Raw genomic sequence first — 13,083 nt, 5'->3', positions numbered from 1 at the left:
CCGGGGCCGGCTCCGGGCCGGGCTCGAACCAGGTCGACTCCCAGTAGCCCTCCTCGGCCGGGAGCCGGCTCTTGACGTGCAGCGGGCGGTACCCGTCCGCCGCGCTCCACAGGAACGCCTCGTTGCGCCGCCGGCCGGCGTGCTCCACCGGCCGGGTCGAGACCACCGTCGGCACGCCGAGGCCGGGCAGCAGGCGCAGCCCGGCCTCGTGCGCGGCCACCCCGGCCCGCCACGCGCCCGGGTCGAACCCGGGCCGGTCGGCGAGCCACGGCGAGAACGGCATCTCCGGCAACAGCAGCAGGTCGCTGCCCGCCCCCGCGAGCCGGTCGGCCAGGTCGGCCCACTCCGGCCCGTCGGGGGCGGCGCCGGGCAGTTCACAGACGGTCACGCGGATGGTCGCCACGACACCTCACCCGCGGAAGAAGTTGGGACGCAGCACGCTCGGATCGTACGACTCGCGGTAGACCGGCGTCGCGGAGGCGGTGATCGGCGGCACGATCCAGCTCCACTCCGCGTGCACCACCTCCCCGGAGCGGCGTCGGGCCTGCGTGTACCGGTGGAACTGGTCGGTCATCGTGTGGTGGTCGACCAGGTGCACCCCGGCGGCGGCGTACGAGCTGAGCACCGCGGCGTTCAGCTCGATCAGCGCCCGGTCCTTCCACAGGGTCCGGTCCTCGCTGGTGTCCAGGCCCAGGCTCTTCGCCACGGCGGGCAGCATGTTGTACCGCTCGACGTCGCCGAAGTTGCGCGCGCCGATCTCGGCGCCGACGTACCAGCCGGTGAACGGCGCCGCCGGGTACGACACCCCGCCGATCTCCATCCGCATGTCCGACACCGTCGGGTACGCGTACCAGCGCAGGCCGAAGTCGGCGAGCCAGTCGTGGTCCGGGTGGCTCAGCGGCACGTCCGGACAGGAGGTCGGGTCCAGCTCCCGCCAGCCCTCGCCGTCGGAGCCGCGCACCAGCACCGGCAGCCGGTCGAACTGACCGGACCGGGGCTGCCAGCCGGCGGCGACCAGCTCCTCGGTGAGGCCCGTGTTGGCCGGGTCGCCCCGGACGCCGCCGTCCGGCTGGCGGTACCCGGCGTACCGGACGAGCTGCGCGTTGACGATCTGGGGCCCCGGCGTCGTCGGCCCCTCCGGGGCGAAGACGGTGATCGTCGGGCGGATCGCGCCGTCCTGGTACACCGCCTCCTGGTGCCGTTCCAGCTCGTCGAGGACGCCGTCGACGGTGTGCACCTCGCGGCGGTCCCGGACCACCAGCGTGCGCCAGTAGAGCTGGCCGATGCACCGGGTGTGGTTGCGCCAGGCCAGCTTCGCGCCGATCTCCAGCTCCGGCAGCGTGTGCGCGTACGTGCCGGTGCGGGCGATCTCGGCCAGCACCTCGGTCCGGCGCTGCCGGTACCGGGCGGTGTCCCAGCCCAGCTCCACCGCGCAGGTGCGCAGAAAGGCGACAGCCTCCTCGGGGAGGGTGCCCGGCTGGCTGGACGCGTTCAGTGGACGTTCGTCGGCTCCGCCGCTGCGTCGAGGCTCGCGGTGTCCGGTGACCGGGCAGCCCGGTCCTCGCGTGTCACCCGGTCCCGAAGCGCTCCGGAGCTGCTGTCGTACCTGCGGTTTCCCCACCAGTGCCCGCCTTCCGGGGTCGGTCGCACTTCACCGGCCACCGGCATCATTGCCGTGAGGGCAGCCGGCGACGTCCGCTCACCGGACGGTAGGGGAAATTGACCGACCGCTGTTCACCACGAAATGGAATACTGATTGAACGCTCGGTCGGCAGACATTGAACCCGCTGGTCGTGAGCGGCAAACGTCAAACGATGGTCAAGCCCTCGTGCGCTGCAGGTCAGGATCGTGGAGGGTACATTGTCGACCCCGACACCCCGCCCTACAGTCGCAGCAGAGCGCTGCCGGAACGGTGTCATTCCTTTCCCGGCTGCTTCCGGATCGCCCGAGACGATGACCCGGAGGGCGGAGCAGATTGACCGAGTACGCGACCACCGCGCCGGCCCGGACGACCCCGGACGGCGACGGTTACCCCATGGACCCGATCCCCGACCTCGACCGGTACCGCACCAGCACCGTGCCGATCGCCGCGCTGGTCCCCGGTGACTCCCCCCGTCTCGACGGGATCCGACCCGAGCACGTGCGGGTCCTCGCCGCCACCGACGTGCCGCTGCCACCGATCCTGGTGGAGCGGGGCACCATGCGCGTCATCGACGGGATGCACCGCCTGCACGCCGCGCTGGCCGCCGGGCGGGACAGCGTCGAGGTGGTGTACTTCGACGGCTCGGCCCGCAGCGTCTTCGTCCAGGCGGTCAAGGCGAACATCGCACACGGCCTGCCGCTGACCCTGGCCGACCGCCGGGCCGCCGCCCGGCGGATCATCGGCCTCTACCCCGAGTGGTCCGACCGGATGGTGGCCGCCACCGTGGGCCTGTCCGACAAGACCGTCGCCGCGGTCCGCCGCGCCGCCGGGGACGTCGGCCAACCCGAGGTCCGCATCGGCATGGACGGGCGGGCCCGGCCGCTGAGCAGCGCCGCCGGCCGGTGGATCGCCAGCCAGTTGATGGAGGAGCGCCCGGAGGCCTCGCTGCGCGAGATCGCCCGGGAGGCGGGCATCTCGGTGGCCACCGTGCGCGACGTGCGGGCCCGGATGCGGCGCGGGGACGACCCGGTACCCGCGGCGGCCGGCGGACGCCGCAGCACCACCCGCCGGGCCGCCCGGCCGGAGGCGGGGGCGGCCTGCCCGGAGCCGGACGGCAGCGCGCTGCTGGAGGGCCTGCGGCAGGATCCGTCGCTGCGGTACAACGAGGTCGGCCGGGAGTTGCTGCGCTGGCTCGACCTGCGTACCCCGCGCAGCCGGGAGCTGGAGGGCGTGGTGGAGCGGGTGCCCCCGCACGCCGCGCTGATCGTGGCCCGGGTGGCCCGACGCTGCGCGGCGGGCTGGGAACGCCTCGCCCGCGAGATGGAGCTCAGCGCGGCCGACCCGGCCGACGAGAGCTGACGCGCCGGCCGGCGTCGGGCCGGCCGCACGACCACGGAAGGTGGACATGCCCGCCAACGACACGGATGTGATCATCGCGGGAGCCGGACCGGTCGGACTCATGCTCGCCGCCGAGCTGCGGCTCGGTGGGGTACGGGTCGTCGTGCTGGAACGCTCGACGGATCCCACCGACCAGACCCGCGCCCTCGGGTTCACCTCCCGCACGATCGAGGTGTTCGACCAGCGTGGACTGCTGCCCCGCTTCGGCGGGTTCGGCACCATCCCGATCGGACACTTCGGCGGGCTGACCCTCGACTACCGCGAGGTGCCGGGCGGCTCCTACGGCGCCGCGGGCGTGCCGCAGTCGCTGACCTCGTCGATCCTCGACGAGTGGGGCACGGAGCTGGGCGCCGACATCCGGCGCGGCTGGACGGTCACCGGGTTCGACGCCGACGTCGACGGGGTGAGCGTCGCGGTGGACTCGCCCGACGGTCCCCGCCGGCTGCGTGCCGCGTACCTGGTGGGCTGCGACGGCGGCCGGAGCACCGTCCGCAAGCTGGCCGGCATCGACTTCCCGGGCCAGGACGCGGTGATGGAACTGGCCTTCGCCGAGGTCGATGGCATCCGGGTCAAGCCCCGGCCGAACGGCGAGCGGGTGCCCGGCGGCCTGGTGCTGGCCTTCCAACAGGGCGCGGACCGGTTCCGGGTGACGTACTACGAGCGGGGCGTGGTGCCCAGGCCGGGCACCGAGCCGCCCAGCTACCCCGAGGTCGCGGCGGCCTGGCTGCGACTGACCGGCGAGGACATCAGCGCCGGCAGCCCGAGCTGGATCGGCCGGTTCACCGACGCCAGCCGGCAGGCGGCCGAGTACCGGCGCGGCCGGGTGCTGCTCGCCGGCGACGCCGCGCACATCCACCTGCCCATCGGCGGGCAGGGCATGAGCACCGGGCTGCAGGACGCGGTCAACCTCGGCTGGAAGCTGGCCGCCGAGATCCACGGGCACGCGCCGGACGGGCTGCTCGACACGTACCACAGCGAGCGGCATCCGGTCGGGGCCCGGGTCATCCGCAACACCCTCGCCCAGCGGATCCTGTACGTCGGCGGCCCCGAGGTGGCGCCGATCCGGGACCTGGTCACCGAGCTGACCGCGTACGCCGACGTGCGCCGCCACCTGATCAACACGGTGACCGGCCTGACCATCCGCTACGACGTCGGCCCCGGCGAGCACCCGCTGCTGGGCTGCCGGCTGCCCGGCCTGGACCTCGCCGCCGCCGACGGGCCCACCTCGACGCTGCGGCTGCTGCACCGGGCCCGGGGCGTCGTCCTGGTGCTCGACGACGGGTCCGGCTGGGCGGAGGCCGCCGCGCCGTGGGCGGAGCGGGTCGACACCGTGCCCGCCCGCCCCGCCGACCCCGACGGCGCGGCGGCGTTCGCCGGTGCGGCGGCGCTGCTGGTCCGCCCGGACGGCTACGTCGCCTGGGTCGGCCCGCCCGGGACGTCCCCGCAGCACCTCGCCGACGCGCTGCTGCGCTGGTTCGGCAAGCCGGCGGTGGGCTGACCGTGGCGACGAACCCGCACCTGGACGAGCGCGCCGACGGCCGGGTCGCCCTGGTCACCGGGGCCAACCGGGGCCTCGGCCTGGAGATCGCCCGGCAGTTGGCGCACCGGGGCGCGACGGTCCTGCTGGGCGTGCGCGACCCGCGGCGCGGGTCGCAGGCCGCCGACGAGCTCGCCGCGACCGGCCTCTCCGTCGCCGCCCTGCCGCTCGACGTCACCGACGCCGCGTCGGTGACCGCCGCCGCGACCGAGATCGACCGACGGTACGGCCGGCTCGACATCCTGGTCAACAACGCCGGGATCGCCGGCGGTTTCACCGGCCCACCCAGCGCCGCGACCGTCGACGACCTCCGCGAGGTGTACGACACCAACGTCTTCGGCGTGGTGGCCGTCACCAACGCGATGCTGCCGCTGCTGCGCCGGGCACCGGCCGGGCGCATCGTCAACATGTCCAGCGAGGCGGGTTCGCTGACCCGCAACGCCGCGCCCGACTCCTGGTTCCGCGACTACAACGCGATCGCGTACCAGTCGTCGAAGACCGCCCTCAACTTCGTGACCCTCGCCTACGCCAAGGAGCTGCGGGACACCGCCGTGAAGGTCAACGCGGCGAACCCGGGCTTCGTGGCGACCGACATGAACCACCGGCGCGGCCACCGGACGGTCGAGGAGGGCGCGGCGATCGCCGTACGGCTGGCGCTGCTCGGCCCGGACGGCCCCACCGGCACCTCGCAGGACGACAACGGTCCCGTCCCCTGGTAGCCGTCGCCCGTGCGGCCCGGCGTCCCACTCCGTGCGCCGGGCCGCCTCGCGCCCGACGACACCGTGCTGGTGCGGGGCGGGGGACTGGTGTGTCCACCCTCCGGTGGGCCTGCCCCGGCCGGGGTGCCGGTCGCCCTCCCTGTGGAGCCGCCTCGGCCTGGGTGGATGGGTCGTGCGCCCTGTCGAACTGCCCCCGTGGGCGGGGCAACCGGTCCGGTGACCGCGCATCGGTGGCCGCGCATCGGTGGCCGCGCATCGGCGACCGCGGTCGACGGCCGCGGTCGGCCGACGTGACCGAGGAAGGGGCGTCCGGCGGCATGACGCCGGACGACCGGCAATGGTCCTGTTGGCGGGGCAGCTCGACAGGGCGCTTGCGCCCGCCTGCCGCCGCCCGTCTCGCCGTCCTGCCGCCCGCCCGCCCGCCTGCCGCCGCCCGATCGCGCCGTCGCCCCGCTGCCCTCCGCCGGGTCACGGGGCCGAGTGCGGTCCGGTCACGTCGCCGCCTGTCGCCGGGTCGGTCCGCCGCCCGCCGGGCGGTGCGCGCACGCCGACGGGCCCGACGACCAGCGGTCGGTCGGGCCCGTCGGGGGTGGCGGTCAGTCCTCCAGGACGAAGTCGGCGATGGCCGGGCCGATGTGCTCCGGCGGAACCCGGTGCCACACCCCGGGCAGGGTCGTCAGCCGGCCCTTCGGCAACGCCTCGGTGGTGGCGTGCGCCGCCGCCCGCAGCCAGTCGGCGGTGCTGTCACTGGCCACGATCAGCACCGGGATGTCCAGCTTGGCCAGCCGGTCCACGGGGAGCTGACCGTCGCCGCAGATGGCGGTGTCGTAGGCGAGGGTGTGCGCCAGCGCCTCGTTCGAGGACCACAGGGGGCTGGTGCGCCAGGTCGCGATCGCCTCCGCCGACAGGCCGGCGACCTGCTCCAGGAACAGCTCCGCCGCGTCGCCGCGTCGGTCCTGCCGCAGCAGCGCGTCCAGGTTCTCGGCGAAGTCCGGCGGCGGCTTCTGGTGCCCCGGCATCCGGTAGGGCGGCTCCAGCAGCGCCAGGCGGGTGATCGGGGCGCCGGCCATCGCGGCCTCCAGGGCCAGGATCGCGCCGCTGGAGCCACCGAAGACCGCCGCCTCGCCGCCGGCTTCGTTGATCACGGCCACCAGGTCCTCGATCTCCCGTTCGAGGGCCCAGGTGGGGGCGTCACCGCTCTCGCCCCGGCCGCGCCGGTCGTAGCAGTACGTGGTCACGTGCGGGTTCAGGTACGGCACGATCGGCGTGAAGACCGTGTGGTCGCGGAAACCGCCGCCGAGCAGCACGAGTGGTGGCCCCTCGCCCTCCTTCACGTAGGCGATCGTCGTGCCGTCCCGGGAAACGACCTTGTGCATCGCGTTCTCCTGTTCCGCGCGGCGGCCCGGTCCGCGAAATTCCATTCCGGCCCGGCAGATTTCCCGGCGAAATTACAACCGACCGGGGCAACTGTCAACGAGTGCGGAATGTGCGACCGCGGTGCTTCCGGGGTCGCACACCCGTGCCGTTGTGGGCTCGGGAAAGCACCCCTAACATCGCCCCGGAAGCCACCGGAGCGCATATTCGTCGACCGGGCGGCAAGCCCCGTCGGGTAACGCCACAGCGCCGGCCAGATCGCCAGGAGGACCGCATGTCTTCGATACCTGCCCCGTTCGCACTGCTCAATCTCGTCCAGGGCGCCATGGTCAGCCAGGCGCTGTACGCCGCGGCGACCCTCGGCATCGCCGACGAGCTCGCCGACGGGCCGCTGGCGCCCGAGGAGATCGGCAAGCGGGTCGACGCCGACCCGGAGTCCACGTACCGGCTGCTGCGCGTGCTCGCCGCCCACGGCGTCTTCGCCGAGCGGCAGGACAAGACCTTCGAGCTGACCCCGATGGCCGACGCGCTGCGCACCGACGCGCCGCTGTCGATGCGGCGGATCGCCCGGCTGATGGGCCACCCGACCCACTGGGAGGACTGGGGGCACTTCCTGGAGGCGGTCCGCACCGGCGAGCCGTCCCTGCCGAAGGTGCGCGGCATGAGCGCCTGGGAGTACTTCGGCGCCAACCCCGAGTACGCCCAGGTCTTCTTCGCCGGCATGGGCAACCTGTCGGACCTGGAGACCGTGCCGGTCTCCCAGGGGTACGACTACAGCCCGTTCGGCCGCATCGTCGACGTCGGCGGCGGCAGCGGCGCCCTGCTCGCGGCGATCCTGGAGCGGACCCCGCAGGCCAGCGGCGTGGTCTTCGCCCCGTCCTCGGTCGAGGCCGCGCAGCAGGTGCTGGCGCAGGCCGGCGTCGCCGACCGGTGCACCATCGAGGAGGGCTCGTTCCTGGAGTCCGCCCCGGCCGGTGGGGACGCCTACATCCTCAAGCACATCGTGCACGACTGGCCGCACGAGCAGGCGGTGGCCATCCTGCGCAACGTGCGGTCGGTCATCGGCCCCAAGGGCAAGCTGCTGCTGATGGAGAGCGTGGTCCCCGAGGGGAACACCCCGCACAGCAGCAAGCTGGTCGACCTGTGGTTGCTGCTGCTGGTCGGCGGCCGGGAGCGCACCGAGGCGGAGTACCGCAGGCTGCTCTCCGACGCCGGCTTCGCGCTGTCGAAGATCACCGAGACGCCGGCGGGTGTGGCGATCATCGAGGCCGATCCGGTGTGATCGACCCAGACGTCCCCGGCGGTCCTCTTCGGCGAAGGCGGCAGACATGACTGTGCACACCCGTACCGCGCTGGTCATCGGGGGCGGCGTCGCCGGCCCGGTGGTCGCGACGGCCCTGCGCCGGGCCGGCGTCGAGGCCACCGTCTACGAGGCGTACGACAGCGCCGCCGACGGGGTCGGGGGCGGGCTGAGCATCGCGCCCAACGGGCAGGACGCGTTGGACGCGATCGGGCTCGGTGACGTCGTCCGGGAGGTCGGCCGGCCGCTGGCGGGCACCGTGCTGCGTAGCTGGAAGGGTGCGGTGCTGGGCGAGATCTCGGTCCCGCCCGGCCTGCCCGAGCTGCGCTTCGTCTGGCGCGCCGAGCTCAGTCGCGGGCTGCGCGACGCGGCGGCCGGGCACGGCGTGCGCACCGTGTACGGCAAGCGGTTGGAGCGGATCGAGCAGGACGGGGAGCGGGTGACCGCCCACTTCGCCGACGGCACCAGCGCCAGCGCCGACGTGCTGGTCGGCGCGGACGGCATCCGCTCCACCGTGCGCCGGCTGATCGACCCGGCCGCGCCCCGGCCGGAGTACGCCGGGCTGCTCGGCTTCGCCGCCCCGGTGGCGGACACCGGGATGGCGTCCACCGGCCGGCGGCTGAACATCAGCTACGGCCGGCGGGCCTCCTGCGGCTACCTGGTGTACGACGACTCCTCGGGCGGGTGGTTCATGAACCTCCCGCACCGGGAGCCGATGACGGTGGCCCAGGCCCGCGCGGTCGGCACCGACCAGTGGCTGCGGACCCTGCGGGAGGCGGTCGCCGACGACCGGTCGGCGGCGCCCGAGCTGCTGCGCCGCACCGATCCGGCCGATCTGCTGATCACCGGGCCGTTGGAGACGCTCAGCACGGTCCCGACCTGGAGTCGGGGCCGGGTGGTGCTGGTCGGGGACGCGGTCCACGCGACCTCGCCCAGCGCCGGGCAGGGCGCCTCGCTGGCCTTCGAGAGCGCCGTGCAACTGGCCCGGTGCCTGCGCGACCTGCCGTACGCCGAGGCGTTCGTCGCGTACGAGGGGTTGCGCCGGGAGCGGGTGGAAAGGATCATCGCGGCGGCGGCCCGGACCAACCGGAACAAGGCCAACGCGTCGGCCCGGATCGTGCGGGACGTCCTCCTGCCGATCACCATGCGGATCGCGATGAAAATGCTGCGACCTGGCAAGATGACGTGGCAGTTCGACCACCACATCGACTGGGACGCGCCGGTGCCCGGCACCGTCCCGGTCCGGGCGGGCGGCGCCTAGTCGCCGTTTTGCCGGCGTTCATTTCAACAAGAGTTATATCGTTGTTTCATCTTCAGGCGAGGCGTGGCCGTCGGCGATACGCCGAGGGCGTAAAAGATTGCCATCGGTGAGAGTCCTCCCGTACGGTGAATTTTCGCTCGATGACACGGTGGTCGCCGACAGCCACGTCTCCGGCCGCTGCGCCAAGCAGCGGACCTGCATCCCTCGGGAGTAGACATGAAAGCTGGCGTGGTGGTCGTGGGTGCCGGACCGGTCGGGCTGATGCTCGCGGGTGAACTACGGCTCGGAGGTGCCGACGTCGCCGTCTACGACCGGCTTCCCGCCCCGTCCGGGGAATCCCGCGCGCTCGGGTTCACCCGGCGCGTGGCCGAGGTGTTCGACCAGCGCGGGCTGCTCGCCCGCTTCGGCGAGCTGCGCCAGGGCCAGCAGGGCCACTTCGGTGGCGTGCGGATCGACCTCGGCGCGCTGCCGGAGAGCCACCACGGCGTGCTCGGCCTGCCGCAGTCGCGGACCGAGAGCATGCTGACCGAGTGGCTCGCCGAGCTGGGCGTGCCGATCCACCGTGGACACACCCTCGTCGACCTGCGCCAGAGCGCCGACGAGGTGGTCCTCACGTTGGACGGGCCGCAGGGCCGGCACGAGGTCGCCACCGGCTACGTCATCGGGTGCGACGGCGGTCGGAGCACCGTCCGGGCGGTGGGCGGCTTCGACGCGCCGCGCACCGTGCCCACCCGGGGCATGTACATGGCCGACATCACCGGCGTGGAGGTGCGCCAGCGCCCCATCGGCGAGCGCATCCCCGGTGGCCACATGGTGCTGTCGGTCAGCCTCGGCGACGGGTACTACCGCATCCTCGTGCACGACAAGGGGCTGCGCCCGCCCGCGGACGCCGCCCCGCCCGCGTACGCCGAGGTCGCCGACGCCTGGCAGCGGATGACCGGTGAGTCCCTGCACGGCGCGACCGCCCGGTGGACCGCCGCCTTCGACAACTCCAGCGTGCTGGCCACCGAGTACCGGCGCGGCCGGGTGCTGCTGGCCGGCGACGCCGCCCACGACACCCCGCCGCTGGCGGGCTGGGGCCTGAGCACCGGCATCCAGGACGCGGTGAACCTCGGCTGGAAGCTCGCCGCCGTGGCCACCGGCCGGGCCGGCGACGACCTCCTCGACACCTACCACGCCGAGCGGCACCCGCTCGGCACGCAGCTCGTGCGCAACACCCACGCCGCGTCCCAGCTCTACCTCAGCGGGGACGAGATGGAGCCGGTCCGCGCCGTGCTGCGGGAACTCGTGGACGGCGGCAGCGCCGCCCGTCACCTCGCCGGAATGGTCAGCGGGGTCACCGTCCGCTACGACCTGGGTGCCGGTGAGCACCCCCTGCTGGGCCTGCGTATGCCGCCCGACCGCGAGCTGGAGCTCGTCGGGGGCGGCCGGGTCCGCATCGCTGAACTGCTCCGCGCCGGTCGCGGCGTGCTGGTCGACACCGAGCCGGAGGGAGCCGCGGCCACGCTGGGCGCGGACTGGTCGGACCGGGTCGACGTGGTCAGCGGAGCCTGGGTGCCGGCCACCACGGACGGCGCCGACGCTCCGCTGGACGCGGTCCTGATCCGGCCGGACGGCCATGTCGCCTGGGCCTCACCCGGTGGGGGCGACCTGGCCGACGCGCTGAGCCGGTGGTTCGGGGCGTCCCGGGCGGTGGTGGCCGCGTGAACCGGGGCGGCCGGCCGCAGGTCGGGGCCGGCGGAGCAGAAGTAAACCACATTGGAACGGGAGACCCATGACGCAATCAAACCTGCCCATCCTGGTCACCGGCGGTACCGGTACCCTCGGTGGCCACGTCCTGCCGCAGTTGCGGGAGGCCGGGCGCCAGCTGCGGGTGATCAGCCGGCGGGACCGCCAGCCCTCCAACGGCGTCGAGTACGTGTCCGGTGACCTGCTCAAGGGCGAGGGGATCGAGCGGGCCGTCGACGGTGTCCACACCGTCCTGCACATGGCCGGTGGGCCCAAGGGCGACGACCAGGTCGCCCGGAACCTCATGCGTGCCGCGGCCAAGGCCGGCGTGCAGTACGTCGTGTACATCTCGGTGATCGGCGCCGACAAGGTGCCGCTCGGCTACTTCCAGGCCAAGTACGGCGCCGAGCAGGCGGTCGCCGAGTCGGGCATCCCGTACACCACGTTGCGGGCCGCGCAGTTCCACGACCTCGTCTACACCGTGGTGTCGAAGATGGGCGGCATGCCGATCGTGCCGGCGCCCAAGGTGATCCGGTTCCAGCCGGTCGACTCGCGGGACGTGGCGGACCGGCTGGTGGAGCTGACCCTCGGCACCCCGGCCGGCCTGGTGCCGGACATCGCCGGCCCGACCGTCTACCCGATGGTCGACCTGATCCGCAGCTATCTCGCGGCCAAGGGCAAGAGCCGGCCGTTCCTGCCGGTCCCGGTGCCCGGCAAGCCCGGCAAGGCGTACCGCAACGGGGACAACCTCACCCTCCAGGGCGCGCTGATCGGCAAGCGCACCTGGGAGCAGTTCCTGGCGGAGAAGCTGCGCTGACCGTCCGGCGGCACACCTGAAACGGCCCGGGTCGAGGATCTCGACCCGGGCCGCTTCGTCAGTGCCGTCAGGCGTCAGGCGTCACGGCAGGCGGAGCTTGATGACCTCGCCCTGGCCGGCCTGCAGGCCCTTGTTGGAGACGTAGATGTCCGGCCCGGCGACCGTGATGCCGGTCGGCGAGACGATCCCGGTGCTGTACGTCGTCCGGGAGCCGTTGGCCTCGACCCGGATGACCGCGCCCTGGCTGGGCGGGAACATCGCGCCGCTGGTGTGCATCGAGGTGACCAGCAGCCGGCCCTGGCTGTCGAACGCCAGGTCGGTCAGGAGCGAGAAGCCGTCGGCGTACACGGTCGGGGCCTGGCCCGGCACCACCCGGTAGACCCGGGCGCTACCCGGCCGGGCGCTGATCTCCGAGACGTACAGGGCGCCGTCCGGGCCGACCTCGACCGCGGTGGGGGCGCTCTGCACGACCTGGCCGTTGACCACCTTGGTGGGCAGCGCCGCGATCGTCTGGATGACGTTGTTCGGGCGCACCCAGAGCAGCGAGTTGGCCCCGGCGTCCACGACGGCGTACCCGTCGCCGTACGCGGTCATGCCGTACGGGTTGGACTCCTTCTCCGCGCCGGCCGGCGCGCCCGCGCCGCCGTCGGGGTTGTTCTGCACCTCGTAGACGCCGAAGTCGGCGCCGAGCTGCGCGACCGGCGGCAGGGCCGGCGGGTAGTGCACCAGCCGGCCCATCTCCGGGCCGTGCACGCCGAACGGGTTGGCCCCGGTCACCGGGTCCACCCCGGAGGCCAGGTTCGACATGACCACGGTCAGCTCGCCGTTGTTGATGGCCAGGTCGGCCGGGCCGACCGCGTAGCCGCCGTCGGACTGGTTGCCCAGCGAGGGCAGCCCCGAGATGATCGGGTACTTGATACCGGGGCCGACCAGGGTGACCGAGCCGGTGCGACCGAGGCACTGGGTGGCGTTGGGGCAGGTGAGGGTGCCGCCGTTGCCCGCCTCGGCGACCACGACGAAGCCGAAGCCGGCGACCAGGTGCCGTGGCCCGTTGAGGCCGGTCGCGAGCACGGTCGCCTGGGGCGTGGTCCTCTTCGACGCGGTGACCGCCGCTGCCGGCACGGTCGATGCCAACAGGGCCGCGCCGAACAGGACCGCAGCGGTCCGGAAAAGCCGTCTCTTCATACTATTTATCGCTCCTTCGAGGAGTGCGGAACGAGACTGACCCGCCGGGCACGTCGTGCCCGACAGGCCGACCCGGTCGTCGGGGCCCGGCCCGGCGCACAGGCGCCGGTGCCGGCCGGGAC

General features: G+C 73.6%; 11 protein-coding genes. 7 read left to right on the top strand and 4 right to left on the bottom strand.

Features of this window, described 5'->3' with window-relative positions:
- Both AWW66_RS28355 and AWW66_RS28350 read right to left on the bottom strand, forming a co-directional pair.
- Window positions 1-403 (bottom strand): carbon-nitrogen hydrolase family protein (locus AWW66_RS28355; protein WP_211272138.1); only part of this gene is annotated, 403 nt, incomplete at its 3' end.
- 6 nt (window positions 404-409) lie between these two features.
- Window positions 410-1,621, bottom strand: a complete 1,212-nt coding sequence (locus AWW66_RS28350) for a nitric oxide synthase oxygenase (protein WP_281179639.1) — start codon at window positions 1,619-1,621, stop codon at window positions 410-412.
- A 354-nt stretch (window positions 1,622-1,975) separates the two neighbouring features.
- Here AWW66_RS28350 and AWW66_RS28345 point away from each other — a divergent pair, with 354 nt between their 5' ends.
- The 3 genes from AWW66_RS28345 to AWW66_RS28335 are packed head-to-tail and all read left to right on the top strand — an operon-like array spanning window position 1,976 to window position 5,296.
- Window positions 1,976-3,001, top strand: coding sequence for a ParB/RepB/Spo0J family partition protein (locus AWW66_RS28345; RefSeq protein ID WP_211272137.1), 1,026 nt, complete (start codon window positions 1,976-1,978; stop codon window positions 2,999-3,001).
- 46 nt (window positions 3,002-3,047) lie between these two features.
- Window positions 3,048-4,538, top strand: coding sequence for an FAD-dependent monooxygenase (locus tag AWW66_RS28340; protein ID WP_067372656.1), 1,491 nt, complete (start codon window positions 3,048-3,050; stop codon window positions 4,536-4,538).
- Between the two features lie 2 nt (window positions 4,539-4,540).
- On the top strand, window positions 4,541-5,296 hold the full coding sequence (locus tag AWW66_RS28335) for an SDR family oxidoreductase (protein ID WP_245648520.1): 756 nt from the start codon (window positions 4,541-4,543) through the stop codon (window positions 5,294-5,296).
- 596 nt (window positions 5,297-5,892) lie between these two features.
- On the opposite strand, the gene AWW66_RS28330 is transcribed toward AWW66_RS28335, so the two are convergent.
- Window positions 5,893-6,672, bottom strand: a complete 780-nt coding sequence (locus tag AWW66_RS28330) for an alpha/beta fold hydrolase (protein ID WP_067372649.1) — start codon at window positions 6,670-6,672, stop codon at window positions 5,893-5,895.
- Window positions 6,673-6,944: 272 nt separating this feature from the next.
- Between AWW66_RS28330 and AWW66_RS28325 the strand changes: the two genes are divergently transcribed.
- The 4 genes from AWW66_RS28325 (at window position 6,945) to AWW66_RS28310 (ending at window position 11,776) form a co-directional block, all read left to right on the top strand.
- The gene (locus AWW66_RS28325) at window positions 6,945-7,952 is read left to right on the top strand and encodes a methyltransferase (protein ID WP_067372646.1); all 1,008 of its coding nucleotides are present in this window, start codon (window positions 6,945-6,947) and stop codon (window positions 7,950-7,952) included.
- Window positions 7,953-7,998: 46 nt separating this feature from the next.
- Entirely contained in the window at window positions 7,999-9,231 is a 1,233-nt protein-coding gene (locus AWW66_RS28320) for an FAD-dependent monooxygenase (protein WP_067372643.1), read from the top strand.
- Window positions 9,232-9,447: 216 nt separating this feature from the next.
- Window positions 9,448-10,938: an FAD-dependent monooxygenase gene (locus AWW66_RS28315; protein ID WP_067372640.1), complete on the top strand. Its 1,491-nt coding sequence runs from the start codon at window positions 9,448-9,450 to the stop codon at window positions 10,936-10,938.
- A gap of 67 nt (window positions 10,939-11,005) precedes the next feature.
- Window positions 11,006-11,776 (top strand): SDR family oxidoreductase, encoded by a 771-nt coding sequence (locus AWW66_RS28310; protein WP_067372637.1) that lies wholly within the window; start codon window positions 11,006-11,008, stop codon window positions 11,774-11,776.
- Window positions 11,777-11,857: 81 nt separating this feature from the next.
- Here the strand turns inward: AWW66_RS28310 and AWW66_RS28305 are convergent, their stop codons facing one another.
- Window positions 11,858-12,961, bottom strand: coding sequence for a ScyD/ScyE family protein (locus tag AWW66_RS28305; RefSeq protein ID WP_067372634.1), 1,104 nt, complete (start codon window positions 12,959-12,961; stop codon window positions 11,858-11,860).
- Window positions 12,962-13,083: the final 122 nt, after the last annotated feature.

Source organism: Micromonospora rosaria, from assembly GCF_001567585.1.
Taxonomy (GTDB): domain Bacteria; phylum Actinomycetota; class Actinomycetes; order Mycobacteriales; family Micromonosporaceae; genus Micromonospora; species Micromonospora rosaria.
Note: the sequence above shows the minus strand (reverse complement) of the source record. Positions and strands in the feature narration are given on the sequence as shown.